At 71.9% G+C, this 25,004-nt stretch carries 20 protein-coding genes and 1 tRNA gene; 11 read left to right on the top strand and 10 right to left on the bottom strand.

All coding sequences use genetic code 11. The features are described from left to right. Nucleotides 1–2: 2 nt before the first annotated feature. The gene (locus tag BLP95_RS14720; RefSeq protein WP_089680688.1) at nucleotides 3–1,469 is read right to left on the bottom strand and encodes a dihydrolipoyl dehydrogenase; all 1,467 of its coding nucleotides are present in this window, start codon (nucleotides 1,467–1,469) and stop codon (nucleotides 3–5) included. Between the two features lie 120 nt (nucleotides 1,470–1,589). Next, nucleotides 1,590–2,810 carry a GGDEF domain-containing protein gene (locus tag BLP95_RS14715; RefSeq protein ID WP_176760306.1) on the bottom strand — a complete coding sequence of 407 codons (1,221 nt, stop codon included), beginning with the start codon at nucleotides 2,808–2,810 and terminating at the stop codon, nucleotides 1,590–1,592. 235 nt (nucleotides 2,811–3,045) lie between these two features. On the opposite strand from BLP95_RS14715, the gene dbpA reads away from it, so the two are divergent. From dbpA to BLP95_RS14700, 3 genes are all read left to right on the top strand, one after another. Beyond that, complete coding sequence (gene dbpA, locus BLP95_RS14710; protein ID WP_245678770.1) at nucleotides 3,046–4,449, top strand: ATP-dependent RNA helicase DbpA; 1,404 nt, start codon at nucleotides 3,046–3,048, stop codon at nucleotides 4,447–4,449. A gap of 28 nt (nucleotides 4,450–4,477) precedes the next feature. Next, on the top strand, nucleotides 4,478–5,380 hold the full coding sequence (locus BLP95_RS14705) for a PA4780 family RIO1-like protein kinase (protein ID WP_089680684.1): 903 nt from the start codon (nucleotides 4,478–4,480) through the stop codon (nucleotides 5,378–5,380). A 157-nt stretch (nucleotides 5,381–5,537) separates the two neighbouring features. Next, entirely contained in the window at nucleotides 5,538–5,978 is a 441-nt protein-coding gene (locus tag BLP95_RS14700; RefSeq protein WP_023004397.1) for a DUF4399 domain-containing protein, read from the top strand. A 12-nt stretch (nucleotides 5,979–5,990) separates the two neighbouring features. Here the strand turns inward: BLP95_RS14700 and BLP95_RS14695 are convergent, their stop codons facing one another. The 3 genes from BLP95_RS14695 to BLP95_RS14690 form a co-directional block, all read right to left on the bottom strand. Next, entirely contained in the window at nucleotides 5,991–7,010 is a 1,020-nt protein-coding gene (locus BLP95_RS14695) for a hypothetical protein (RefSeq protein WP_089680682.1), read from the bottom strand. Nucleotides 7,011–7,080: 70 nt separating this feature from the next. Beyond that, nucleotides 7,081–7,224, bottom strand: a complete 144-nt coding sequence (locus BLP95_RS16925; protein WP_176760305.1) for a hypothetical protein — start codon at nucleotides 7,222–7,224, stop codon at nucleotides 7,081–7,083. Nucleotides 7,225–7,233: 9 nt separating this feature from the next. Further along, nucleotides 7,234–7,959, bottom strand: coding sequence for a YebC/PmpR family DNA-binding transcriptional regulator (locus BLP95_RS14690; RefSeq protein ID WP_089680679.1), 726 nt, complete (start codon nucleotides 7,957–7,959; stop codon nucleotides 7,234–7,236). A 136-nt stretch (nucleotides 7,960–8,095) separates the two neighbouring features. Here BLP95_RS14690 and BLP95_RS14685 point away from each other — a divergent pair, with 136 nt between their 5' ends. Both BLP95_RS14685 and BLP95_RS14680 read left to right on the top strand, forming a co-directional pair. After that, nucleotides 8,096–9,286 (top strand): M24 family metallopeptidase, encoded by a 1,191-nt coding sequence (locus BLP95_RS14685; protein WP_089680676.1) that lies wholly within the window; start codon nucleotides 8,096–8,098, stop codon nucleotides 9,284–9,286. Between the two features lie 75 nt (nucleotides 9,287–9,361). Continuing rightward, nucleotides 9,362–10,369: a zinc-dependent alcohol dehydrogenase family protein gene (locus BLP95_RS14680; protein WP_089680674.1), complete on the top strand. Its 1,008-nt coding sequence runs from the start codon at nucleotides 9,362–9,364 to the stop codon at nucleotides 10,367–10,369. A gap of 85 nt (nucleotides 10,370–10,454) precedes the next feature. Here BLP95_RS14680 and BLP95_RS14675 read toward each other — a convergent pair whose 3' ends face one another. Next, nucleotides 10,455–11,735, bottom strand: a complete 1,281-nt coding sequence (locus BLP95_RS14675) for an MgtC/SapB family protein (RefSeq protein ID WP_089680672.1) — start codon at nucleotides 11,733–11,735, stop codon at nucleotides 10,455–10,457. A 110-nt stretch (nucleotides 11,736–11,845) separates the two neighbouring features. On the opposite strand from BLP95_RS14675, the gene BLP95_RS14670 reads away from it, so the two are divergent. The 5 genes from BLP95_RS14670 to BLP95_RS14650 all read left to right on the top strand — a co-directional run bounded on the left by BLP95_RS14670 (nucleotide 11,846) and on the right by BLP95_RS14650 (nucleotide 18,232). Continuing rightward, nucleotides 11,846–14,893, top strand: coding sequence for an EAL domain-containing protein (locus BLP95_RS14670; protein WP_245678769.1), 3,048 nt, complete (start codon nucleotides 11,846–11,848; stop codon nucleotides 14,891–14,893). A gap of 112 nt (nucleotides 14,894–15,005) precedes the next feature. Further along, a complete protein-coding gene (locus BLP95_RS14665; protein WP_089680669.1) occupies nucleotides 15,006–15,476 on the top strand; it encodes a hypothetical protein in 471 nt (156 codons plus the stop codon). Nucleotides 15,477–15,636: 160 nt separating this feature from the next. Further along, the gene (locus BLP95_RS14660) at nucleotides 15,637–16,095 is read left to right on the top strand and encodes a LexA family protein (RefSeq protein WP_089680667.1); all 459 of its coding nucleotides are present in this window, start codon (nucleotides 15,637–15,639) and stop codon (nucleotides 16,093–16,095) included. Then, complete coding sequence (locus BLP95_RS14655) at nucleotides 16,092–17,369, top strand: Y-family DNA polymerase (RefSeq protein ID WP_089680665.1); 1,278 nt, start codon at nucleotides 16,092–16,094, stop codon at nucleotides 17,367–17,369. The genes BLP95_RS14660 and BLP95_RS14655 overlap by 4 nt, the downstream gene beginning before the upstream one ends. Nucleotides 17,370–17,479: 110 nt before the next feature. Next, entirely contained in the window at nucleotides 17,480–18,232 is a 753-nt protein-coding gene (locus BLP95_RS14650; RefSeq protein WP_089680663.1) for an SDR family NAD(P)-dependent oxidoreductase, read from the top strand. A gap of 21 nt (nucleotides 18,233–18,253) precedes the next feature. Here BLP95_RS14650 and BLP95_RS14645 read toward each other — a convergent pair whose 3' ends face one another. The 3 genes from BLP95_RS14645 to BLP95_RS14635 form a co-directional block, all read right to left on the bottom strand. Then, complete coding sequence (locus BLP95_RS14645; protein ID WP_089680661.1) at nucleotides 18,254–21,745, bottom strand: EAL domain-containing protein; 3,492 nt, start codon at nucleotides 21,743–21,745, stop codon at nucleotides 18,254–18,256. A gap of 311 nt (nucleotides 21,746–22,056) precedes the next feature. Next, nucleotides 22,057–22,132: transfer RNA gene (locus BLP95_RS14640), tRNA-Thr, on the bottom strand. A gap of 35 nt (nucleotides 22,133–22,167) precedes the next feature. After that, on the bottom strand, nucleotides 22,168–22,989 hold the full coding sequence (locus BLP95_RS14635) for an acyl-CoA thioesterase (protein WP_089680659.1): 822 nt from the start codon (nucleotides 22,987–22,989) through the stop codon (nucleotides 22,168–22,170). A gap of 64 nt (nucleotides 22,990–23,053) precedes the next feature. On the opposite strand from BLP95_RS14635, the gene tadA reads away from it, so the two are divergent. Beyond that, complete coding sequence (gene tadA, locus BLP95_RS14630) at nucleotides 23,054–23,509, top strand: tRNA adenosine(34) deaminase TadA (protein ID WP_089680657.1); 456 nt, start codon at nucleotides 23,054–23,056, stop codon at nucleotides 23,507–23,509. Between the two features lie 9 nt (nucleotides 23,510–23,518). On the opposite strand, the gene mltF is transcribed toward tadA, so the two are convergent. After that, nucleotides 23,519–24,946 carry a membrane-bound lytic murein transglycosylase MltF gene (gene mltF, locus BLP95_RS14625; RefSeq protein WP_089680655.1) on the bottom strand — a complete coding sequence of 476 codons (1,428 nt, stop codon included), beginning with the start codon at nucleotides 24,944–24,946 and terminating at the stop codon, nucleotides 23,519–23,521. Between the last annotated feature and the right edge of the window lie 58 nt (nucleotides 24,947–25,004).

Raw genomic sequence — 25,004 nt, 5'->3', positions numbered from 1 at the left:
CGTCAGTCGCCGGGGCCGCACTCCATGCAGCGTTCGGTGATCGCCGGGCCCTGCTGAAGGTTGGCGTTGAGGTCGCGCAGGGCACCGCGCAGCCCCTCCTCCAGCACCGGGTGGTACCACGGCATGGCGAGCATCTCGCCGACGCCGAGCCTCTGCTCCAGGGCCCAGGCCAGCAGGTGGGCCATGTGCTCCACCCGCGGGCCGAACAGCTCGGCGCCGAGGAACTGGCCGGAGCCGTGCTCGGCGTAGAGGCGCATCAGGCCGCGGTTCTGGCGCATCACCACCGCCCGACCCTGGTCGGCGAAGGAGGCCTCGCCGGTGGCCAGGCAGTCGCAGCCGCCCAGGCGTCTCTCGAGTTCGGCATGGCCCTCGCCCACGGTGGCCATCTGCGGTTCTGTGAAGACGATGGACAGCGCCACGTTGCGCCGCCCGGCGCGCGGCTCCGGGAAGCGCCCGGCGTTGTCGCCGGCGATGCGCCCCTCGCTGTTGGCCTCGTGGAGCAGCGGCAGCTCCTGGTTGGCGTCGCCGGCGATGAACACATGGCTTGGGCCGTCGTCGGCGCCGCGGCACTGCAGGGTGAAGCGGTTGAAGCGGGGCACCCCCTTGTCGTCGAGCGCGAGACCGGCGTTCTCCAGGCCCAGGCGGTCGACGTTGGGGCGCCGCCCGGTGGCGGCCAGCAGATAGTCGAAGCGCTCGGTGAGGGTCTCGCCGCTGTCGCGCTCGATGAAGGTGATCGCCACGCCCTCGCCGTCGCGTTCGATCCTCTCCACCTTGGCGTCGGGGTCGACGTAGAACGCCTCGTTGAAGGTGGCGTCGGCTGCCTCGCGCACCTTGGCGTCGCGGAAGGGGCCCAGGGCGCCGCCCACGCCGAACACCCGCAGGCGCACCCCCAGGCGGTGCAGTGCCTGGCCCAGCTCCAGGCCGATCACCCCGGGGCCGAACACCGCCACGGATTCCGGCAGGTCGTCCCACTCGAAGACGTCGTCGTTGGTGACCAAGCGGTCGCCGGCGGCGTCGAACATCCCGGGCCAGCTGGGCCGCGAGCCGGTGGCGATGATGATGGTGCGGACCCTGACCCGGGTATGGCCGCCCACCTCGAGGGTGTGGGGGTCCGCGAAGCGGGCATGGCCGGAGAGGCGGTCGGCCTCGGGGATGCGCTTCATCGACGTGAGCACCCGGCCCACGAAGCCGTCGCGCTCCTCCTTGACCCGCGCCATCACCGCGCGGCCGTCGACCTCGACACCGCTCACCCTGATGCCGAAGCCACCGGCCTCGCGGGCCTGGTGGGCGGCCTCGGCCGCGGCGATCAGCAGCTTGGAGGGCATGCAGCCCACCCGCGCACAGGTGGTGCCGTACTCTCCGCCCTCGATCAGGACCACGCTGTCACTGTGCTGGCGGGCGGCGTGCCAGGCGCTCAGGCCGGCGCTGCCGGCGCCGATGATGGCGATATCGACCTCGCGTTGCTGCATGGGGAGCTCCTCCTGTGGCGGGTGTCGGTGGGAGATGGTTCTCCCGACTATCGCACACCTGGGGGCGCCTGGCCGGCGGACAACGGCGGCGTCTTGACGCAGGACAAGCGAGCGACAGGGTCAGTCGGCGTGGGTCACGCGGTTGCGGCCTTGCGCCTTGGCTCGGTAGAGGGCGGCATCGGCGCGCTCCAGCGCCTGCTGGGGCGTCTCCCGTTCGCCGAGGCGAGCCACGCCGATGCTGGTGGTGACCGGCACCCGCTGGTGGTCATGGTCGGGGAAGTGGTGGGCTTCCACGGTGCTGCGGATGCGCTCGGCCACGCGGCTGCCGCGTGCCACGTCGGCATCTACCAGCAGCACCACGAACTCCTCGCCGCCGTAGCGCGCCACACAGTCCTCGGCGCGGGTCTGATCGCTGACGACCCGGGCGAACTCCGCCAGCACCAGGTCGCCCACGGAGTGGCCGTGAGTGTCGTTGATGCGCTTGAAGTGATCGATATCCATCATCAGCACGCTGCAGGCGGGGGCGGTCTCTCCCTGCTGCCGGCGCCAGGCCTGCAGCTTCTCCAGGTGCAGGGTCAGCGCGCCGCGGTTGAATAGCCCGGTGAGCGGGTCATGGGTGGCCTGGCGGTAGACCCGCATCAGCAGGCTGAGCTGGAAGTGGTTGGCCGCCAGCGAGACCGCCAACAGGCTGGCCAGCAGCCATAGGCCCTCGAGTCCCGCCGGGGTCAGCCAGCTGCCATCGACCCGCTGGGCGAAGGCCAGCAGCCACAGCAGCGCCACCCCCGCCGCCAGCGATTCGACCAGGGTGAAGGGGAAGACGCTCAAGGCGGCCACCAGCAGGAAGGGGATGAAGGCGTAGCCTGCCAGCCGCGCCACGTCGCCATCGGGCACGATCCCCAGCACCAGGGCGTAGAAGGTTGCCGGCAGCGCCAGCAGCAGGCCGGCACTCACGCGGATGCGCCCGATTCGCTCGCGGCTCTGCCTGGCCAGCAGCAGCACGCCGGCCAGCCCCGCCAGCAGCAGGCCGCGCCCGCTCAGGGTGATCCCCCACAGGTCGCGCGGCAGCATCACGATATCCACCAGCGCCCACAGCGGGGTGAGCAGCAGGAACAGGAGGCCCACCGCCAGCACGCGATTGCGCAGGTAGTGGGCGTGGGAGTAGGCGAAGTCCAGGGAGTGGTGGCGATTGCTGAAGGTGTCGCGCAGCGAGGTGAGGCTGGTGCGCAGCTCCCCGCAGGTGCGGAGAGTGGCGAAGGGCTGCGACGGGGCGGGGTGGCGTCGCTGTGCCGTGTCGGAAGCGGCGTTGTCGTCCGTGGAGCGCTGGCGGCGGGGTGTCGGCATGGGCACGGCAACTTTTCTGGCCCCGGCGTGGGGCGATGAATGGGGCGTGGCGGCCATCATAGCAGAGGCGCCATCGCTAGCCCGGCCGGGGGCACTGTCCGGCGCTTTCTGCTATCCTGCCGACCTGCCATCCGCCCGCCTTGCCGGGCCATGCCGTCCGGCTCTCGTCGCTCCCCGTCATCACCCCGACGCGCTCGTCGTCACCGGCGCCCTTTCTTGCCTGCAGGATCTCCCCTTGTCCGATACTCCATCCGACGCCGCCTTCGCCACGCTGCCGCTGGCGACGTCGCTGCTCGATAACCTCGACTCCCTCGGCTTCACCGCCATGACGCCGATCCAGGCCGAGAGCCTGCCGCCGATCCTGGCCGGCCGCGACGTGATCGCCCGGGCCAGGACCGGTTCCGGCAAGACCGCGGCCTTCGGCCTGGGGCTGCTCTCGCGGCTCGACCTGGCCAGCTTCCGGGTGCAGGGGCTGGTGCTCTGCCCGACCCGGGAGCTGGCCGGCCAGGTGGCCGGCGAGCTGCGCCGGCTGGCACGGACCCTGCCCAACGTCAAGGTGCTGACCCTGTGCGGCGGTGCCCCCTTCGGCCCCCAGCTCGCCTCCCTGGCCCACGGCGCGCACCTGGTGGTGGGCACCCCGGGTCGCATCGAGGAGCACTTGCGCAAGGGCTCGCTCGTCCTGGATGGGCTTGCGACCCTGGTGCTGGACGAGGCGGACAGGATGCTCGACATGGGCTTCCAGGCGAGCCTGGAGGCGATCGTCGCCGAGACCCCGGCGTCGCGTCAGACGCTGCTGTTCAGCGCCACCTTCTCCGATGCCGTGCGCCCTGTGGCCGCGGCGCTGATACGCGACCCGGTCGGCGTGGAGGCGGCCGAGAGCCACGACCCCGGCAGCATCCATGAGCGGGTCTATCGGGTGAATGATGGCGACGAGGCGCGCCTGGAGGCGCTCTGCCGGCTGCTGCTGCACCTCCGTCCGGCGTCGAGCGTGGTGTTCTGCAACACCAAGCGCGAGACCGACGAGGTGGCCCAGGCGCTCGACGCGGCGGGCTTCAGCGCCCTGGCGCTGCATGGCGACCTGGAGCAGGCCGACCGCGATCGGCTGCTGGTGCTGTTCGCCAACCGCAGCGCCTCGATCCTGGTGGCCACCGACGTGGCCGCCCGTGGGCTCGATATCGCCGAGCTCGATGCGGTGTTCAACTATCACATCGCCCGGGAGCTCGAGGTGCATGTGCACCGCGTCGGGCGTACCGGCCGGGCCGGCAGCGCCGGCATCGCCTGCACCCTGGTCGGCGAGGGTGAGGAATACCGGCTGGCGCGTCTCAACGCCTTCCGCGGCGAGCCCCTGGAGGAAGCCGCGTTGCCGCCGCGCGCGGTGCTCGCCGGCGACCCTCTGGTGCCGCCCATGGCGACCCTGCAGCTGGGCGCCGGCAAGAAGCAGAAGGTACGCCCCGGCGATATCCTCGGCGCCCTGACCGGCGAGGCGGGGCTGGCCGGCGACCAGGTGGGCAGGATCAAGGTGCTGGCCAACAGCGCCTATGTGGCCGTGCGACGCGAGGTGGCCGACCGGGCCCTGGCGCGACTGCTCGACGGCCGGATCAAGGGACGCCGCGTGCGCGTCCGGCGGGTCAGCCGATGACAGGCATCGGCCAACTTCGGGAGCAACGATGAAGATACCCAAGCGCCTGCAGCCGCTGGTGGACGACGGCCTGATCGAGGCGGTGGAGGGCCAGCTGATGAGCGGCAAGGAGGCCCAGGTCTACGTGGTGCGCTCCCACGGGGAGCGGCGCTGCGCCAAGGTGTTCAAGGAGGCCAGGCAGCGCAGCTTCAAGCAGGCCGTGCAGTACCAGGAGGGCCGGCGCGGGCGCAACAGCCGCCGCTCCCGGGCGATGGCCAAGAAGACCCGATACGGCCAGAGGGAGCAGGAGCAGGCCTGGCTCAACGCCGAGGTAGACGCCCTCTACCGGCTGGCCGCGGCCGACGTGAGGGTGCCCGAGCCCTACGGCTTCATCGACGGCGTGCTGCTGATGGAGATGATCATCGACGCCGACGGGCTCACCGCCCCGCGCCTGGACGACGTGACCCTCGGCGCCGACGAGGCCCGCGAGCACTATGCCAAGATCATCGGCGACGTGGTGAGGATGCTGTGTGCCGGCCTGGTACACGGCGACCTCTCCGAGTTCAACGTGCTGCTGGCCGCCGACGGGCCGGTGATCATCGACCTGCCCCAGGCGGTGGATGCCGCCGGCAACAACGGCGCCGAGTGGATGTTCGAGCGCGACGTGGACAACATGCGCCGCTACTTCGGGCGCTTCGCCCCGGAGCTTTTGGCCACCGACTACGGCAAGGAGATCTGGGCGCTCTATGAGGCCGGTGAGCTGCACCCGGAGAGCCGCCTCACCGGGCGCTTCGTGCACGACACCGCGCCCGTCGACGTGGAGGAGCTGATGACAGTGATCGACGATGTGCGCGACGAGGAGGCCCGGCGCCGGGCGGCCCTCGAGCGCAGCGACGAACCCGGTGTGGAGGAGGCCGCCGAGGCGTGGCAGGAGTCCCAGAAGGGACGCTGAGCGAGGCGTGCGCTGCCGTTGCCAACCGATGCTCCCTGCCAAGCCTGCCGCTCTCGACTAGCCTGACAGGATGGGAGCGGGCTCTGGATAGCCCGCATGGCGTATCCGGCGGCACCTGCCGCCCTGCATGCCATCGGGGATGGCAGAGGAGAGCATCATGAACCCACGGATCCTTGCCCTGGCGCTGGGCCTGGCCGGCAGTGCTTTGCTGGCGGCCCCGGCCATGGCCGAGATGGAACGTGTCGCGGCCCCGGAGGGGGCCGAGGTCTATTTCCTTTCACCCGAGCAGGGCGCGACCCTCTCTGGCCCGGTGACCGTGCGCATGGGCCTCAGGGGGATGGGCGTGGCCCCCGCCGGCACCCAGGCCGAGGGCACCGGTCACCACCATCTGCTGGTGGACACGCCGCTGGACGCGGTGGATCTCGACCAGCCGCTGCCGGCCAACGACGGCATGCGCCATTTCGGCGGCGGCCAGACCGAGACCACGCTGGAGCTGGCGCCGGGCGAGCATGACCTGCAGCTGTTGTTCATGGACCACCGGCACCTGAGCTTCGACCCGCCGGTGACCTCGGAGGTCATCACCATCACCGTGGAGTAGTCCGGATGGCCGTCAGCCACTACCGCGGCGGCTGACGGCGATCACCGCCAGGGTGCCGGCGAGGGCGATGCCGACCACCGCCAGGAAGCCGGCCAGGCTCTCCATCAGGCTGGGCTCGATCAGCAGCACGCCACCCAGCGCCAGCATCACCATGCCGCCGACCAGCTTCAGCGTGCGGCCGTGGGTCTCCTGCAGGCGGCCGATGCGCAGGGTGACGATGGCGGTGCCGAGTATCAGGATCTCGTCGAGCAGGTAGACCACCAGGTAGCTGGCCAGCAGGCCGGCGAAGGCCGGGCCCTGGATGCCCGCCTCGGCGACCAGCGAGCTCCACACCACCGGGAAGCCCGCGGTGCAGGGCAGCTCGATCAGCGCCACCCCGGCGGCCAGTACCACGGTGGTGAGCAGGATGGCGGGCAGCGGACGATCACGGCGCACCGCGCGGCTGCCGCGGTAGATGCGTGGCTTGAAGCGCTCGGGGATGGTGAAGGAGAGGCCTTGCTTGAAGGCGAAGTAGTCCTTGACGTTGACCGCGCCGAACCCCAGCGCGAACAGCGCCACCACCAGCTGGATCCCGGCGAGGTGGTGGGCCACCGAGAGGGCGGCGAACAGCCCGGCGATGAACAGCCCGTAGAGCGTCGCGGTGACCAGCAGGAAGGTGCCGCCCACCGCCGCGGTGCGCGCCCGGGAGCCGCTGCCGAGGATCATCGCCAGCAGCACGGTCAGCACCCACAGCGAGCAGGGGTTGAAGCCATCCACGAAGGCGATCAGCAGGGTGCCTACCAGCATCGGCTGTTCGGCGAGGTCGAGGCGCCCGAGGGGACCGAGGTCCAGGCGATAGCGGGACACGGCCTCGGCCGCCTCGCTGCCCAGCTGAGCCTCGATGGCCTCGGCGATGGGCGGGGCGAAGCCGACCCAGACCCGCTCGCCGAGGATGAAGGTGGGCACGGCGTTGGGCGTCTGGCCGCGTTCGCCCATCATCGCGATGAAGCGGGCGCGGCCGGCGGCATCCTCCACCACATTGACCCGCTCCACCAGCAGTGCCGGCCGCTCATGCTCCAGGCGGTCCAGCCAGGCGGAGGCCCCGCGACAGAAGGGGCAGTGCTCACGCCAGAAGTACCACAGGGTGGCGGCTTCCTGGCGGGCGGCGGGCGGCGGGCGCCTCGGCGGTGGCGGCCGCCGTGCCGCCGGCCAGCAGCGGTAGCGCCAGCGCCAGCAGCAGCCAGGCCCGCAGCAGGCGTGTCGCCATGGCCGGGCCTTACGCCTCGGGCAGTTCGGCGTTGTGGAAGACGTTCTGGACGTCGTCGCAGTCGTTGAGGGCGTCGACCAGCTTCTCGAACAGCGCCACATCGTCGCCGGCAAGCGGGGTGGTGGTCTGGGGCACGAACTGGATCTCGTCGACCTCGAACTCCAGCTCGCCGAAGGCGTCGAGCAGTGCCTGCTTGGCCTTGGCGTACTCGGTATGGGGGGCGAAGACGGTGATCCGACCCTCCTCGTTCTCGATGTCGGTGACGTCGACATCGGCCTCCATCAGCGCCTCGAGCACCGCCTCCTCGTCGTCGCCCGGGAAGGCCAGGATGGCGCAGTGGTCGAACATGTGGCTGACGCTGCCCGGGGTGCCGAGCTTGCTCTTGGCGCGGTTGAAGCAGGTGCGCACCTCGCCGAAGGTGCGGTTGGGGTTGTCGGTGAGGCAGTCGACGATGACCATGCAGCTGCCCGGGCCGAAGCCCTCGTAGCGGGCCGGGGAGTAGTCCTCGCCGCCCACGCCGCTGGCCTTGTCCAGCGCCTTGTCGATCACGTGGCTGGGCACCTGGTCCTTCTTGGCGCGCTCGATCAGCCCGCGCAGCGCCAGGTTGCCGTTGGGGTCGGTGCCACCCTGCTTGGCGACCACGTAGATCTCGCGGCCGTACTTGCTGTAGACCTTGGTCTTGGCGGCGGCCGTCTTGGCCATGGATTCCTTGCGGTTCTGGAAGGCCCTGCCCATGTCATCATCCTGTCGAGTTCAACACGAGGCTGGATTCTACGAGACCGCGGGGGGCGCGAACAGGGCCAATCGCCGCCGTGCATGACGCCCGTCACGACTACACTGCCGGAGTCGGCCCATCACCGCGGAGATCGCCATGGACCACCACGCCTACCGCCACGCCCTCGCGGCCAGCCTCCAGGGCAGCGAGCTGCCCTTCCCGCCCGAGGAGTTCGCCGCCCGCCTGGCCCGGGTGCGCGCCGCCATGGATGCGGCGGGCCTCGACGCCCTGCTGCTCACCGACCCGGCGGACATCTTCTACCTGACCGGCTACCACACCTTCGAGGTCTCGGTGCATACCGCCCTGGTGGTCACGGCCGAATGGCGGGTGCTGCAGGTGCCCTCCATCGAGACCGGCCCGGCGGTGGTCACCGCCACGGTGGACGAGATCCTCGGCTACCGCTGGGAGGGAGTCGACGAGGTGATCGCACCGCTGGCCGAGACCCTGGCGGGGCAGCGCGCCATCGGCCTGGACCTCTATGGCGCCGGGCTTCGCCATGGCGTGATCCGCGAGCTGCAGGCGCGACTCGGCGCCGAGCGCTTCCGCGACGACGGCGGGGCCCTGGTGGATGCCATCCGCCTGGTCAAGACGCCGGCGGAGCTCGACTGCCTCGCCGAGAGCGCGCGCATCACCGCGGCCGGCCTCGCTGCCGCCGAGGCGGTGATCGCCCCCGGGGTCAGCGACAACGACGTCGCCGCCGAGGGTGCCCGCGCCCTGCTCGCCGCGGGTGGCGAGTTCATGAGCCTGCAGCCCATCGTCACCAGCGGGCGGCGCATCAGCATCATCCACGTCAACCACAAGCGTCGCATCATCGAGCCGGGCGACCCGGTGTTCCTGGAGTTCGGCAGCGCCTACCAGCGCTATACCGCACCGATGATGCGCACCGCCGTGGCCGGGCGGGCCACGGCCCAGATGCAGGCGGTGCGGGATCTGTGTCGTGGGCTCTTCGAGGCGCTCGTCGCCGAGATGCGCCCGGGACGCAGCTTCGACGACGCCGCCCGCTCCGCCGAGGCGGTGCTGGCGCCCCACGGCGAGGCGCTGTTCTTCTCGGGGGTGTTCGGCTACGCGGTGGGCGCGCAGTTCCCGCCCAGCTGGGTGGAGGGCACCGGCTATATCGCCCGGGGCCAGGCCCGCGAGTTCGCCGAGGACATGGTCTTCCACCTGCCGCTCTGCCTGCGCCGCCCGGGGGAGTGGGGCGTGGGGCTCAGCGACACCGTGCGGGTCACCGCCGATGGCGCCGTGCCCCTCACCGGTAACGACTGGTGGCTCAACGAGCGCGGGGCTTGATCTCGGCGGGCATCGCCCGCACCCCTGTGTCAGGCTATTCCGGATATCCATCGATTCCAGCGACGAGGAGCGGACATGAAGGTCGTGACCCTGAAGAGCCCGGGTGGGCTCGATAACCTCCAGTTGAGCGAACAGCAGGCGCCGGGGGAGCCCGGCCCCGGCGAGATCCGCGTGCGCCTTCACGCCAGCTCGCTGAACTTCCATGACTACGCCGTGGTGGCGGGGATGATCCCGGTGGACGACGGGCGCATCCCCATGTCCGACGGTGCCGGCGTGGTCGAGGCGGTGGGCGAGGGCGTCACCGAGTTCGCCGAAGGCGACCGGGTCGTCTCCACCTTCTTCCCGCCCTGGCTGGAGGGGCCGGCACGGCTGGGCAACTTCGCCACCACCCCGGGCGATGGTGTCGAGGGCTACGCCCGCGAGCAGGTGGTAGCGAAGGCCAGCGCCTTCACCCGCCAGCCGGCGGGCTGGTCCCACGCCGAGTCGGCCACCCTGACCACCGCCGGGCTCACCGCCTGGCGCGCCCTGGTGGTGGACGGCGGCCTCAAGGCCGGCGACACGGTGCTGGTGCTGGGTACCGGCGGCGTCTCCATCTTCGCCCTGCAGTTCGCGCGGCTGATGGGGGCGCGGGTGATCGCCACCTCTTCCTCGGATGTGAAGCTCGAGCGGCTGCGCGAGCTGGGGGCCGAGCACGTCATCAACTACCGCGAGGACCCGGAGTGGGGCAGGACCGTGAAGGCGCTGACCGGCGGTGAGGGGGTCGACCAGGTGGTCGAGGTGGGCGGCCCCGGCACCCTGCCGCAGTCCATCGAGGCGGTGCGCATCGGTGGGCATATCGCCCTGATCGGCGTGCTCACCGGCCGTGAGGGGGAGATCCCCACCGCCAAGCTGATGGCCAAGCAGGCCAGCCTGAAGGGGCTGATCGTCGGCAGTCGCCGCCACCAGCTAGAGATGATCCGCGCCCTGGAGGCCAGCGACCTGCGCCCGGTGATCGACCGCGAGTTCCCGCTGGAGGCGATCGCCGACGCCTTCCGCCACCAGGAGGCCGGCCGCCACTTCGGCAAGATCTGCCTCACCTGGTAGCGCGTCCCGGTTCGAGGGCCAGCGACGCCCGCCACGGCCCCGCCGTGGCGGGCGTCGTCGTCTCGGCGCCGCGGCCCCCTCCGCCTCAGGCCAGCCAGGCGACCGCCAGGCCGATGGCCAGGGAGGCGAGCATTGGCATCCCCACCCGCCAGGCGGTGCGCCGGGTGCCGAAGGCACCGGCCAGTCCCGCCTTGACCAGGTTGTTGGTGGCCGCGGCGAGGATGATGCCGACCACCGCCGTCTCCCCGGCGATGACGTCCCGCGACATCCGCGTCAGCGAGAGGGTGATGGCGTCGACGTCGGCGATCCCCGAGGTGGTGGCCAGCAGGTAGATGCCGGCCTCCCCCAGCCAGCCGCGCAGCCACTCCCCCAGTAGCATGATCGCCGCCAGCAGGGCGCCGAAGAACAGCGCGGTGCGCAGCTCCAGCGGGTTCTGCCCCGCCACCGGCTGGCGGATCGCCCCGTCGCCGCGGTGCCGGCGCCACAGCCACAGCGCCGGCAGGTAGAGGGTCAGGCCCATCAGGGCGGTCGGCAGCAGCAGCGCAGGTAGCAGGGCGGGGCTGATCACCGCGGCGTAGAGCAGGATGCGTGGGAACATGGTGCCGCAGGCGATCAGGATGCCGGCGGCCAGCATCGGCGAGAGCCCCGGGGCGAGCCGCGACTGGCGCGCGAAGTGCAGGGTCAGGGCGGTGGAGGAGGAGAGCCCGGCGAACAGCCCGGTGAAGAGGATGCCCTTCTCGGCGCCGCCCACGCGGATGGCGAAGTAGCCGACGAAGGAGACCGCGGCGATCAGCACCACCATCCACCAGATCTCGTAGGGGTTGAGCACCGCGCCGGGGCCCAGGCCGCGGTCGGGCAGCAGCGGCAGCATCACCGCGCTGATCACCAGCAGCTTGAGGCCGGCGTCGAGCTCATGGGCCTGCAGCCGATAGAGCAGGCCGTGGATCTCGCGCTTGTTGTCGAGGATCACCGCGGTGACCACGGCACAGGCGGTGGCCAGGGCAGGGTCCACCGCCAGCGCCACGGCGCCGAAGCAGAAGGTCAGCAGCAGCCCCACCAGGCCGGTGATGCTGTAGTCCTCGGCCTCGCGCAGGCGCGCCCGCCAGGCCACCAGGGCGATGCCCGCCACCGCCAGGAACACCAGCGGGAAGGCCCAGGGGGTCAGCGCGGTGGAGAGCAGGGCGGCAAGACCGCCCAGCAGCCCCACCAGGGCGTGGGTGCGGATGCCGGCGATGCGTTCGCCGGACTTCTGTTCGCGGGCGACCCAGCCACGCTCGATGCCGATCAGCGCCCCCAGCAGCAGGGCCACGGCCAGGCGCAGCAGCGGCTGGTTGGCGTCGAGGAAGTCGCGGGTGACCTCTTCCATGGGGCGGCGCTCCGAATCGGCAGGCGACGACGGTACCTAAACGGCACACTTCGTGGCGAATGGTTACACTGTCGGCAGGATGCTCTCACCCTGCAGGGACCGCCATCAGCATGACGCACTCCGCCGACCTCGCGCCACCCGCCGCCTCCGACCTGCGCCGCGAGCGGCGGCGTGCCATCCTCGTCTACCTGCTGGGCGTGGTGGTGCTGCTGGGGGTGATCGGCGCCCTGATGCTCGAGCAGTACCGTCGCGACATCCACGCCGCCGAGGAGCGCACCGCCGCCCGCGCCGACCTGGTGGCGGAGTGGGTGGTCAGCACCTTCTCCGCCAGCGAGGCGCTGCTGGCCAGCGTGGCGGCGCGCCTGGCGGAGGAGGAGGCCAGCGCGACGGGCGACTGGCTGACGGCGCTGCGCGACCGGCTGCCCTTCCTCGACCGGCTCAGCGTGCTGGATGTCCAGGGGCGGGTGCTGGCCTCCTCCGGCGGCGCCTATCCGCCGGGCTATGCCCTGGGCGGGCTGCCCTACCACCGCGAGCTGCTGGCGGCGCCGCCGGGGGAGCGGCGGGTCACGCCGCTGTTCTGGTCGCACCTCGCCCGTGGCTACCGGGTGGTGCATGCCCAGCGCCTGGCCGACGGCGGGCTGGTCCACGCCGAGCTCAACCTGGCTTCCTTCGCCCACGACCTGGAGCGGCTGAGCATGGCCTCGGGCCAGAGCACCGCCCTGGTCGACACCGCCATGCAGCTGATCGCGCGGCGTCCCGCCTTCGAGGCGGGCGATCCCCTGGAGGTGCTGGGCGAGCTGGTCCAGGAGCCGCAGACCCGCGCCTTCATCGCCTCCGGCCAGGCGCGCACCAGCCTGCGCACCCCCTCGCCCCTGGACGGGCTCGAGCGCTACTACACCCTGCGCCGGGTCGGTGAGCTGCCCTTCGTGGCGGTGGTCGGCGAGGAGGTGTCGACGGTGCTGACCGGCTGGATGCACCGGCTATGGATGCGCCTGGCCATCGCCCTGGCGGTGATCGGCCTGGGCGGCCTGGTGCTGCGTCACTACCTCAATCGCCTGCGCCTGGAGGCGGAGGTGCGCCAGCGGGTGGCCGAGCGCGAGCAGGCACGCCAGGAGAGCCAGTCCCGGGAGGCACGGCTGCAGGCGCTGGTGGGCTCGATCCAGGACATCATCTTCGTGTTCGATGCGGCGGGACGCTTCGTCTTCGTGCACGCCCCGGACCCCGGCGAGCTGCTGGCCGCCCCCGCCACCCTGCAGGGACGCCACTACCGCGAGGTGCTGCCCGAGGCACTCGCCGCCCAGCTCGATGCGGCCTTCACCGAGCTGCGCCAGGGCGGCGGCCCGGTGGAGTACGACTACCGGCTGGAGCTCGCCGGCGAGAGGCGCCACTTCCGGTCGGTGCTCAGCGCCCTGGACGGCCAGGGCCCGGACGCCGGCGGCGCCCTGGCGGTGGTGCGCGACGTCACCGAGGAGCGGGCCACCGAGGCCCAGCTGCGCATCGCCGCCACCGCCTTCGAGACCCATCTGGGCATGCTGATCACCGATGCCGAGGGGCGCATCCTGCGGGTCAACGACACCTTCACCCGCATCACCGGCTACCCCGAGGCCGAGGTGCTGGGCCGCAACCCGCGCCTGCTCAGCTCGGGGCTGCATGACGAGGCCTTCTATGCGGCGATGTGGCAGGCCGTGACCCGCGATGGCAGCTGGCAGGGCGAGATCTGGAACCGCCGTCGCGACGGCGAGGTGTTCCCCGAGTGGCTGACCATCAGCGCGGTGCGCAACGCCCAGGGCGAGCTGACCCACTACGTCGCCACCTTCAGCGACCTCACCGAGCGCAAGGCCGCCGAGGAGGAGATCCATCAGCTGGCCTTCTTCGACCCGCTCACCGGCCTGCCCAACCGCCGCCTGCTGCTCGACCGCCTGGAGGGGGTGCTGCGCGACAGCTACCGTAACGGCCGCTACGGCGCGCTGATCTTCCTCGACCTGGACAACTTCAAGCAGGTCAACGACACCCTGGGCCACCACCGCGGCGACCAGCTGCTGCGCTCGGTGGCGCGACGGCTGGGGGCGGTGGTCCGCGACACCGACACCCTGGCCCGCCTGGGCGGCGACGAGTTCGCCCTGCTGCTCCACGATCTGGGCGAGCGCCCTGAGGGGGTGGCGGTGATCGCCGAGCGCGTGGCCCACAAGCTGCTGGCGGCGCTGCAGGCGCCGGTGCTGCTCGGCGGCGAGCGGCTGCTGGTCACCGGCAGCCTCGGCGTGACCCTGTTCCGCGACCACGAGACCGGGGTCGACGAGGTGCTGCAGCAGGCCGACATGGCGCTGTTCCAGGCCAAAGGCGCGGGGCGCAACACCCTGAGCTTCTTCGACCCCGAGATGCAGGTGCGCCTGCAGGCCCGGGCGCGGCTGGAGGCGGACCTGCGCCTGGCGCTGCCGCGCGAGGAGCTGCTGCTCCACTACCAGCCCCAGGTGGCGTGCCATGGCGAGGTGGTGGGGGTCGAGGCGCTGGTGCGCTGGGAGCACCCCGAGCGGGGCCGCGTCTCCCCCGGGGAGTTCATCCCCCTGGCCGAGGAGAACCGCCTGATCGTGGCCATCGGCGCCTGGGTGTTGGAGAGCGCCTGCCGCCAGCTGGCGCGCTGGGTCGCCGACCCCGCGCGGCGCCACCTGACCCTGGCGGTCAACGTCAGCCCGCGGCAGTTCCGCGAGGCGGACTTCGTCGAGCGGGTGGTGGCGATCCTCGAGGCCACTCGGGCGCCGGCCGAGCGCCTCAAGCTGGAGGTCACCGAGAGCCTCTTCCTGGAGGAGCGCGACGAGGCGCGGGCCAAGATGCTGCGGCTGCGCGAGCACGGCGTGCGCTTCTCCCTGGATGACTTCGGCACCGGCTACTCGTCGCTGGCCTACCTCAAGCGCCTGCCGCTGGACCAGCTCAAGATCGACCAGAGCTTCGTGCGCGACCTGCTCGATGACGAGACCTCGGCGGCCATCGTCGCCAGCATCATCGCCCTGGCCGAGAGCCTGGAGCTGGAGGTGGTGGCCGAGGGGGTGGAGACCGAGGCCCAGCGCGACTGGCTGCTCGCCCACGGCTGCACCCGCTACCAGGGATACCTGTTCGGGCGCCCCGGGCCGCTCGCCGAGCTGCCGCTCCCCGCCACCGGTTGACATGGGTCAAGGAGGGTGGGAATCCGGGGGGTGCCGTCCGCGATAGTGCTGGCCAAGCCGTCGTGTCCGTCCTATAGCAGGAGAGGCACTCACCCGAAGAGGACATGTGACCATGGCGACCCCACGCCTCGTCCGGCGCTCCCTGCGCCTGCTCCCCGTGGCCCTGCTGGGCCTGACCATCGGCCTGGCCCAGGCCCAGGAGACCAGCCTGGAGGAGCGGCTCTACGGGGGGCCGATGTTCAGCCAGCAGGAGCGCGAGCAGCTCCAGCGCGAGATGCGCGAGGCCCGCACCCTGGAGGAGCGTCGGCGCATCCAGGCCGAGCACCAGACCCTCATGCGCCAGCGCGCCGAGCAGCGCGGCTTCGATCCCGACGGCATCTACGGCTATCCGATGATGAACCAGCAGCAGCGCCGCGAGTACCACCAGCGCATGCTGGGGGCCGGGTCCGATGCCGAGCGCCAGCGCATCCGCCAGGAGCATCGCCAGCAGATGCGCGAGCAGATCCTCCACCAGCGGCGTGGCCAGGGCGGCCAGGGCGGCGGTGGCCGGATGATGAACCAGGGCGGCGGCCGCGGCTGGTAGCGCGCCACCCTCGGCCGGGCATCGCGACCCGCGGGGCCGCCTTCGGGCGGCCTCGCCGTGTCTGGCCGGGTGCCGCGGCGAAGGGCGCCGGGGGTGGGAGTTGTCAGCGGCGCCCCTCTGCAGGATACTGTTCATAGATACAGTTATTGTGGAGGTGCCCATGACCCCGCCCGCCGTGACCCGAGCCCGGATGATCGGCCGCGCCGAGCCCGGTGCCGCGCCTGCCGGCCTGCCGCTGATGGGGTGTCGGGTACGGGCGGGCTTCCCCAGCCCCGCCGACGACCACCTCGAGGCGGAGATCAACCTCCACGAGCATGTGGTGAAGCACCCGGCGGCCACCTACTTCGTGCGTGCCGAGGGCGACTCCATGCTGGGCGACGGCATCCACGACGGCGACCTGCTGGTGGTGGACCGCAGCCTGGAGCCGCTGCCCGGCCGGGTGGTGGTGATCGCCCTGGAGGGGGAGCCCACCGTCAAGCGCCTGGCGCGGCGCGGCGGCGAGGTGTGGCTGCTGGCCAGCAACCCGCGCTTCGCGCCGATCCCCCTGGCGGGGCGCGAGTGCCACGTGTGGGGCGTGGTCACCCATGTGCTCCATGCCCTGCCGGGGGGCGAGCGGTGATCGCCCTGGTCGACGGCAACAGCTTCTACGTCAGCTGCGAGCGGGTCTTCGACCCGCGCCTGGAGGGGCGCGCGGTGGGGGTGCTCTCCAACAACGACGGCTGCGTGGTGGCGCGTTCCCACGAGCTCAAGGCGCTGGGGGTGGCGATGGGTGCACCGCTGCACCTGCTGCCGCCGGCGGTGCGCCGCCAGGCGGTGCTGCTCTCCAGCAACTACGCCCTCTACGGTGACATGTCGCGACGGGTCAACCAGGTGCTGGCCGAGTTCTCCCCCGATGTGGAGCCCTACTCCATCGACGAGAGCTTCGTGGGGTTCTCGGGCTTTGCCGATGACGAACTCGAGCCACGTTGCCGCGCGCTGCGCGACACCGTGCGCCGCTGGACCGGCATCCCGGTGGGAGTGGGGCTGGCGCCCACCCGTACCCTGGCCAAGCTGGCCAATCGCCTGGCCAAGCGCGAACCCGCCTTCGAGGGGGTGTGCCGCCTCGACGCCGAGGGGGAGGGCACGCGCCGGGCACTGGTGGCCTGCCCGGTGGACGACCTCTGGGGCGTGGCCCGGCGCAGCGCCGAGCGGCTGGCGCTGATGGGCATCGAGAACGCCTGGCAGCTGCGCCAGGCCGACCCGCGCTGGGTGCGCAGCCGCTTCTCGGTGGTGATGGAGCGCATCGTCTGGGAGCTGCGCGGGCGGCCGGCCATCGTCCTCGACGACATGGGCGAGCCGCGCCGGCGCCTGCTGGTGTCGCGCTCCTTCGGCCGGCTCACCGGCGACTACCCGGAGCTGGCCGCGGCGCTCCGCCAGCACTGCACCCGCGCCGGCGAGAAGCTGCGTCGCCAGGGCAGCCTGGCCCACGCCGTGCAGGTGTTCGTGCGCACCAACCCCTTCCTGGCCGGCGAGCCCCAGTACCGCAACGCCGCGGTGGTGGCGCTGCCGGCCCCCAGCGCCGACAGCCGCGAGCTGCTGGCGGCGGCGCGCCGCGCCCTGGCGGCGATCTACCTGGAGGGCTACCGCTACCAGAAGTGCGGGGTGATGCTGCTCGACCTGGTGGATGTCGAGCGGCGCCAGGCCTCGCTGCTCGAGACCCCCGACGACGACGCCCGTCGCGCGCGCAGCCAGCGGCTGATGGCCACCCTGGACCGCCTCAACCGCGAGATGGGCCGCGACACGGTGCGCTTCGGCCTGCCCGGGCGCGACAGCGCCTGGGCGCTGCGCTGCGAGCGGCGCACGCCACGCTACACCACCCGATGGGGAGAGTTGATGCGGGTCAAGACAGGCTGACACGCCGCTCGTCCTCAAGGGAAAGTCACCCGCCGGAGGCGCGGGGTTGGCTACACTGGGGGCGCCAGGGCACGGCAGGGCGCCGTGCCCCCAGACCAGAGGAAGATCGCATGCGAATGAAGGGCAAGAACGTCATCGTCACCGGCGGCGCCAGCGGCATCGGCCTGGCCAGCGTGGAGCGCTGCCTCGAAGAGGGGGCCAGCGTGGTGATCGCCGACCTGGAGGGCGGCGAGGGGGCGGCCCGGGCGGCGGCGCTCGACGGCCGCTACGCCGGACGCTGCCTGTTCAAGGCGTGTGACGTCACCGACACCGCCCAGGTGGACCGCCTCTTCGCGGAGACCGTCGACGAGCTCGGCGGCGTGGATGCGGTGTTCAACAACGCCGGCATCGGCGGCATCGCCCCCTCCGACGAGGTGAGCGACGACGACTTCCTGCGCGTCATCGACATCAACCTCAACGGGGTCTTCCGGGTGGCCCGGGCGGCGCTGCGGGTGATGTATCGCCAGGGCAGCGGCAGCATCGTCAACTGCGCCTCCATCCTCGGCATGATGGGGCAGTCCCAGACCGCCGCCTACACCGCGGCCAAGGGCGGGGTGGTCAACATGACCCGCACCCTGGGTATCGAGGCCGCCCCGAAGGGGGTGCGGGTCAACGCCATCGGACCGGGCTACATCGACACCCCGCTGCTCGCGGCGCTGGACGACGAGCTGCTGCAGGGGCTGATTTCCCTGCACCCCATGGCGCGGCTGGGTCGCCCGGAGGAGGTCGCCAACGCCTTCCTGTTCCTGGCCAGCGACGAGGCGAGCTTCATCACCGGCACCACCCTGATGGTCGACGGCGGCTTCACCGCCGGCAAGTCCTGACCCCCATCCTGAGGCGCCCGCTCAGGGCGTGAGCAGGCGCTCGATCTCCGCCAGCAGCACCGCACACGCCTCATCGAGGGTGCGGTGCGCCTCGGCGGCGTCGCCTGCCCCCTCCTCGATCAGCCGTGCCACCAGGGCGTGCGCCTCCCGGTGCAGCGCGCGGAGCCGGCCGAGGTCGGGCAGGGCATCGCCGTGGTCGAGGGCCAGCCAGTCGCAGAAGCGGCAGTGGGGGCGCGCCAGCGGCAAAGCCGCCACGCCGCTGCCCGCCGCCAGGGCATGGTGCAGCTGGCGGCACCAGGCGCGATGCTCTACCTCGGCGGTGAGCAGCGGCAGCCGGCTGGGCGCCAGCGGTGCCTGCCCGGCCCACACCGCTGGCGGGTGCCATCCGGCGCACCAGCCCGGGACCTCCGCCGCCGGCATGGGGCGGGCGATGCCGTAGCCCTGGCCCAGTTCGCAGCCCAGCCGCAGCAGCAGCTGGCCGTGCTCCAGGGTCTCCACCCCCTCGGCGATCACCTGGCGCTCGAAGGCCTCGGCCAGTCCCAGCACCCCGGCCAGTATCTTGAGGTCCTCGGGGGCGTCGAGGAGGTCGCGCACGAAGCTCTGGTCGATCTTCACGGTGCCCGCGGGCAGCCGCTTGAGGTAGGTGAGCGACGAGTAGCCGGTACCGAAGTCGTCCAGCGAGACCTGCACCCCGAGGCGCCGGCACGCCTCCAGCAGCTCGGTGACCTGCGCCAGGTCGCCCAGGGCGCTGGTCTCGAGGATCTCCAGCTCCAGGCTGCCGGCGGGCAGGTCCGGCTGCTCCACCAGCAGCGCCGCCAGGCGCTCGGGGAACTCGCGCTGGCGCAGGTGGCGGGCGGCCATGTTGACGCTCACCGGCAGGCCGAGCCCCTCCCGACGCCAGGCGGCGGCCTGGGCCAGGGCGCGGCGGATCACCCACTCGCCCAGCGCCTCGGTGAGGGCGTGCTCCTCGATCACCGGCAGGAACTCCCCCGGGGGGAGCAGGCCGCGCTCGGGGTGCTGCCAGCGCACCAGCGCCTCGACCCCGATCACCTCGCCGGAGCGCAGGTTGACCTTGGGCTGGTAGTGGAGCACGAACTCCTCCCGCGCCAGCGCCTGCTGCAGACGCTCCAGGCTCTCGTGGTGGCTGCGTACCGAACGGTCGTGTTCCGGGTCGAAGAGGTGGTAGCGCCCCTTGCCCGCCAGCTTGGCCTGGTACATCGCCTGGTCGGCCTGGCGCAGTAGCTGGTCGGCCTCGATGCCCTCCGCCTGGGGATAGAAGGTGACCCCAAGACTGGCGCCCACCGCCAGGCGCTGCCCCTCGTACCACACCGGCTGGGCGGCCACCTCGAGCAGGCGGCGCAGCAGGGGCTCGACGAGGCGCGGGTCGGTGAGGTCCACCAGCACCGCCACGAACTCGTCGCCCCCCAGCCGCGACAGGGTATCCCCCTCGCGAATCACCTCGCGCAGCCGCTGAGCCAGGGACACCAGCAGGTGGTCGCCGGCGGCGTGGCCGAAGCGGTCGTTGATGGACTTGAAGCCATCGAGGTCCAGGTAGACCACGGCCAGGCGGCGCCCCAGGCGCTGCTCGTGGGCCATGGCCTGGCCCAGGCGGTCGGCGAGCAACACCCGGTTGGGCAGGCCGGTGAGGGCGTCGTAGTGGGCCAGGTACTCCAGCTGGCGCTCGTGCTCCTTGATCAGGGTGATGTCGCTGGAGATGCCCAGCAGGCCGACGATCGCCTCGCCGTCGCGGATCGGCGTCTTGATCTCCAGGTAGACCCGACGGGCGCCCTCGGCGTCGCGGGTGACCACCTCCTCGGTGGTCTGCTCGCCGGCCAGGACCCGGCGGTCCAGGGCGTGGAGGTGCGCCACGGTGTCGCTGCTGAAGAAGTCGGCGTCCTCGCAGCCTACCAGCGCCTCGGCGTCGCAGCCGAACAGCTCCAGGGTGGCGCGGTTGGCGTAGGTGTAGCGGTGCTCGCGATCCTTCATGTAGATGTAGGAGCCGACGTGGTCGAGGGCCTCGCGGAAGCGCCGGGTCTCGAGGTGCGCGGCGTGCAGGGCGGCCTCCGCCCGCTTGCGCTCGGTGATGTCGGTGATCACCCCGTACCAGGAGACGGCGCCGTCGGCCTCGGCGTGGGGCAGGGCGTCGCCGAACAGCCACTTGGCTTGCCCGTCCGGCAGTTGCACCCGGTACTCCTGGCGCCAGGGGGCGAGGGTCTCGGCGGAGCGGGCGATGGAGACGGCCACGGCGTCGCGATCCTCGGGGTGAATGGTGGTGAAGACCGGGGTGGCATCCTCGCGCACCCGCTCCGGGGCCACGCCGTAGACCTGGCGCATGCCCTCGCTGGCATAGGGGAAGCAGGAGCGCCCGCCAGGCATCAGGCGATACTCGTAGACCACCCCGGGGATGCGCGCGGCGATGGTGCGCAGGCGCTCGACGGCCTTCTCCAGCTGGGCCTCGCGCTGGCGGATGGTGCGGGTCAGCGCCTGGGACATGCTCAGTGCCCGGGCCCGGGTACCCAGCAGCGAGGCGAGCAGGGCGCAGAGCAGGAAGGTCAGCGCGAGGCCCCCGGCCAGGCGCCATCCCGCGGCGGTGAGGTCGGCCGCCGTCGAGGGCGAGCGGTGGCGCAGGGTCAGCCGCCAGGTCTGGCCGGCGGCCTGGATGTCGCGCGCCTGACGGAAGTCCGAGGCGGGTACGGGCTCGGGGTCGCTGGCATAGAGCCGCTCGCCCCGGGTGTCGCCCGCCACCTCGTGGAGGTGCAGGGTCAGCGGCTCCCCGTCGCTCCAGTCCCGGCCAGCCAGGATGCCGGCCATCAGGTCGTGCATGCGAAATGGCATGTAGACCCAGCCGAGCAGCGCCGCACGCCGCTCGGCGACGCTCTCCTGCGGCAGGTCGCGGCGATAGACAGGCAGGTAGAGCAGGGTGGCCGGCTGGGGCTCGCCCTGCTCGGTGACCAGGGTGACGCGCCCGCTCAGGGTGGCCTGGCCGGTGTCCCGGGCGCGAGCCATGGCGGCGTGCCGGGTGGGCTCGGCGAACATGTCGTAGCCTAGGGCGCGGCGGTTGCGGCCGGCGAAGGGCTCGATGAAGTGGACCGGCCCATAGGCCTCGCGCTGGCCGGCGGGGGTGATGGCGTAGTCGCCGAAGCCCTCGGCACGCATCGCCTCCCGATAGGCGGCGCGCGCCTCGGCCGGCACGTGGCGGGCGAAGCCGATGCCCTCGATGTTGCTCAGCAGCGCCGAGGCCTGCAGCTGGCGGGCGAAGGTGCGCCACTCGCCGCGGTCCACCGTCTCCGAGGCGTCGAACAGCGCCGAGGCGCCGCGCAGGATCAGCGCATAGGCGGCCAGGCGCTCCTCGACGCGCAGTGCCACCTGGTCGGCGCTGAAGGCGAGCCGCTGCAGGGTCTCGGCCTCGGCATCGCGGCGTGCCTGCTGGGCGCTGGCCAGCGACAGCAGGAGGCCGGCCAGGGCGATCAGCCACAGCCAGCCGGGGAAGCGGAGGGAGGAGGGGCCTGACATGCCGATGGTAGGGCTCCTGCGCGACGGTCCATGCTTGGGAGCCTGCCGGGCTTAACACTGATCGACTGCAAGATCCGGTCTTTCGGCCAATGTTATTCGATCTGATTCGTTAAATAGCCAGCTATTCGCCTCATCAGATCGATAAGCTTGTCTCGAAATCCGAATCTCTCGCTACGATCGGTCAAACCCGGCAGGCTCCTTGGGGGCAGCATACCGGCTCGGCGCGGCGACGTCTCGAAGCAGGCGCTTCGGGGCAGACGCAAGACGGCCACCGCGATCCTGTCGCCGGTGGCCGTCTTGCTATGTGATCTTGGTGCCGCAAAGAGGAGTCGAACCTCCGACCTACGCATTACGAGTGCGTTGCTCTACCAACTGAGCTATTGCGGCCTGGCGGGCATGGTAGCGCCGGCGGGGCGTCGCGGCTAGTCCTTGCTCTCGCGCAGCCGGGTCAGGCCCTCCTGGGCGCTGGAGGCCACCAGGCGGCCCTGGCGGTCGTAGAGGCTGCCCCGGGCGAAGCCGCGGGCGCCGCCGGCCCAGGGGCTCTCCATGTCGTAGAGCAGCCAGTCGTCGACGCGCACGTCCCGGTGCAGCCACAGGGCGTGGTCGAGGCTGGCGATCTGCAGCCGCGGGTCGCGGAAGTCGATGCCGTGGGGCACCAGGGCGGTGGTCAGCAGGTTGAAGTCGGAGGCGTAGGCGAGCAGGTTGCGGTGGGGCGCGGGGTCGTCGGGGAGCTCGCCCACCAGGCGGAACCAGACCCGCTTGTGGGCCGGCTCGCCCGGCGCCCACCCCTCGTCGTCGAGCAGGAACTCGACCGGGTGATCGTCGAAGCGGGCCAGGCGGGCGCCATCGGCGATCAGGCGCTCCGGCGAGGCGACATCCGGCATGCGAGTCTGGTGATCGAGGCTCGCCTCCTCGCCGTGGAAGGAGGCGCTGCAGAAGAAGATCGGCCGTCCCTTCTGGATGGCGGTGACCCGCCGGGTGGTGAAGCTGCCGCCGTCGCGCACCGCGTCGACCTGATAGACTACCGGGCGGCGCGGGTCGCCCGGGCGCAGGAAGTAGCCGTGCAGCGAGTGCGGTCGACGCTCGGCGGGTACGGTCTGGCTGGCCGCGGAGAGCGCCTGGCCCAGCACCTGGCCGCCGAACAGCTGGGGCAGGCCGAGATCCTGGCTGGTGCCGCGGAACAGCGTCTCTTCGAGTGGCTCCAGGGCCAGCAGGGTCACCAGGTCGTCAAGGGCGTCGGTCATGGGGCTCTCCAGCGACGTTCATACGGGTGTTTGTTTCCAGCCAGTCTACAGGGAGTCGACGGCGGTGCGCAGCGACGAATTCTACATGCATCGGGCCCTGGACCAGGCCCGGCTCGGACTTGCCGCCGGCGAGGTGCCGGTGGGTGCGGTAGTGGTAGACGCCGCCGGCGAGATCGTCGGCGCCGGCTTCAACGCGCCGCTGGGGTGCCATGACCCCAGCGCCCACGCCGAGGTGCAGGCGCTGCGCGAGGCCGGGGCGCGGCTCGGCAACTATCGTCTCGAGGGCTGCACCCTCTATGTGACCCTGGAGCCCTGCGTGATGTGCACCGGGGCGATCCTCCACGCGCGCCTGGCGCGGGTGGTCTATGGCGCCGCGGAGCCGCGCAGCGGCATGGTGGAGTCGAAGGCCAACCTCTTCGCCCAGCCCTGGTTTCCCCATCGGGTGGTGGTCGAGGGCGGGCTGCTGGCGGCCCAGGCGTCGCGCCTGCTCAAGGCGTTCTTCGCCGAGCGGCGGGGCTGAGCGGGGCGCTCAGCCGCTCGGCTCGGGATCGCGGGCCCGGGTGTCGAGCAGCGGGAACTGGCGCCGGCTGCGCTCCACGTAGCTCAGTATCTCGTAGTAGCGGCGGATGTTGCGCACGTAGAGCACCGGCTCGCCGCCGCGGGCGTAGCCGTATCGGGTCTGGCTGTGCCACTCGCGCTCCTGGAGCAGGGGCAACGACTCGCGCACGTCGCGCCAGCGGTCGGGGTCGCCGCCGCGGGTCTCGGTGATGCGCCGGGCGTCGTAGAGGTGGCCGAGCCCCACATTGTAGGCGGCCATGGCCATGTAGAGGCGATCGTCGCCCTGGATCGAGTCGGGCAGCCGCTCGTGAAGCTGGCGCAGGTAGCGGGCGCCGCCGTGGATGCTCTGGGCCGGGTCGAGGCGGTCGTCGACCCCGAGGTCGCCGGCGGTGGCGTTGGTCAGCATCATCAGCCCGCGCACCCCGGTGGGGGAGGTGGCAAGGGGGTCCCAGTGCGACTCCTGATAGCCCACCGCGGCGAGCAGCTTCCAGTCGAAGTCGGTCGCCCGGGCGGCCTCGCGGAACAGCGCGGCGTAGTCGGGCAGGCGCGCCTCCACGTGGTCGAGGAAGGTGCGGGTGCCGACGTACTCCAGGTAGTCGTCGTGGCCGAAGTAGCGTGCCACCAGGGCGTCGAGCTCGCCGCTCTCGCGCAGCCCGGCGAGGAAGCGATTGGCCGCCTCGGCGAGTGCCAGCCCCCCCTCGGCAGGGAAGGCCCAGGCCATGGAGAGCGGGTCGCCGAGGGGAAAGCCGCGCTCCACGCCCGGGAAGAACAGGCGATTGAGGCGAAACTGGTGGTCGTAGAGCACCGCCGCGTCGAGTTCGCCATCCTCCACCATGCCCAGCAGCTCGGCGACCTCCACCTCGGCGGAGTCCACCCACTCGAGCGCGGGGAGCTCCCGTTTCACCTCCGCCAGGACCCGGCCGGTGCCGGCGCCGGCGATGGTGCCGATGGCCAGGCCGACGAGCGACCCGGGGTCCTCCACCGGGGGCAGGCCGCGGCGATAGACCACCACCGGCTCCAGCGCGATGATCGGCCGGCTGAAGATCACCCCGGGCCGACCGGGCTCCAGGGGCAGCGCGGCGGCAGCCATGTCCCCCTGCTGGCGCACCGCGGCGAGGGCACTCTCGATATGGTGGTCGGCGCGAAGGGTGAGGCTGACGCCCAGTTGCCCGGCGAAGCGACGCATCAGCTCGTACTCGAAGCCGGTGGGGCCCTCGCGCCCCTCGTAGAAGGTGGTGGGGGTGTTGCGGGTGTGCACGCTGAGCAGCTCACGCTCGCGGATCGCCTCGAGCAGCCCGTCCGGCCCGGAGCGCGGCGGCTCGGGCAACAGGCACAGGGCGATGAGCGCCAGCAAGCGGATGGCCAGGCGCCCGGACAGGGCGTTCGGGGTCGAGGGCATGCGATGACGGGCCGGGATGAGGCCCTTCACGATACAAAGCCCCGCCACGGCTGTCACC

Source organism: Halomonas shengliensis (assembly GCF_900104135.1).
Classification (GTDB): domain Bacteria; phylum Pseudomonadota; class Gammaproteobacteria; order Pseudomonadales; family Halomonadaceae; genus Halomonas; species Halomonas shengliensis.
The sequence above is the reverse complement of the archived record's forward strand: the minus strand, read 5'-3'. Positions and strand labels throughout refer to the sequence as shown.

Bases quoted from the DNA above. Each gene is read 5' to 3' on its own strand.
- BLP95_RS14720 (WP_089680688.1), bottom strand. From the start codon at position 1,469: ATGCAGCAACGCGAGGTCGATATCGCCATCATCGGCGCCGGCAGCGCC.
- BLP95_RS14715 (WP_176760306.1), bottom strand. From the start codon at position 2,810: ATGCCGACACCCCGCCGCCAGCGCTCCACGGACGACAACGCCGCTTCC.
- BLP95_RS14705 (WP_089680684.1), top strand. From the start codon at position 4,478: ATGAAGATACCCAAGCGCCTGCAGCCGCTGGTGGACGACGGCCTGATC.
- BLP95_RS14700 (WP_023004397.1), top strand. From the start codon at position 5,538: ATGAACCCACGGATCCTTGCCCTGGCGCTGGGCCTGGCCGGCAGTGCT.
- BLP95_RS16925 (WP_176760305.1), bottom strand. From the start codon at position 7,224: ATGGCGACACGCCTGCTGCGGGCCTGGCTGCTGCTGGCGCTGGCGCTA.
- BLP95_RS14690 (WP_089680679.1), bottom strand. From the start codon at position 7,959: ATGGGCAGGGCCTTCCAGAACCGCAAGGAATCCATGGCCAAGACGGCC.
- BLP95_RS14685 (WP_089680676.1), top strand. From the start codon at position 8,096: ATGGACCACCACGCCTACCGCCACGCCCTCGCGGCCAGCCTCCAGGGC.
- BLP95_RS14680 (WP_089680674.1), top strand. From the start codon at position 9,362: ATGAAGGTCGTGACCCTGAAGAGCCCGGGTGGGCTCGATAACCTCCAG.
- BLP95_RS14675 (WP_089680672.1), bottom strand. From the start codon at position 11,735: ATGGAAGAGGTCACCCGCGACTTCCTCGACGCCAACCAGCCGCTGCTG.
- BLP95_RS14670 (WP_245678769.1), top strand. From the start codon at position 11,846: ATGACGCACTCCGCCGACCTCGCGCCACCCGCCGCCTCCGACCTGCGC.
- BLP95_RS14665 (WP_089680669.1), top strand. From the start codon at position 15,006: ATGGCGACCCCACGCCTCGTCCGGCGCTCCCTGCGCCTGCTCCCCGTG.
- BLP95_RS14660 (WP_089680667.1), top strand. From the start codon at position 15,637: ATGACCCCGCCCGCCGTGACCCGAGCCCGGATGATCGGCCGCGCCGAG.
- BLP95_RS14650 (WP_089680663.1), top strand. From the start codon at position 17,480: ATGCGAATGAAGGGCAAGAACGTCATCGTCACCGGCGGCGCCAGCGGC.
- BLP95_RS14645 (WP_089680661.1), bottom strand. From the start codon at position 21,745: ATGTCAGGCCCCTCCTCCCTCCGCTTCCCCGGCTGGCTGTGGCTGATC.
- BLP95_RS14635 (WP_089680659.1), bottom strand. From the start codon at position 22,989: ATGACCGACGCCCTTGACGACCTGGTGACCCTGCTGGCCCTGGAGCCA.
- mltF (WP_089680655.1), bottom strand. From the start codon at position 24,946: ATGCCCTCGACCCCGAACGCCCTGTCCGGGCGCCTGGCCATCCGCTTG.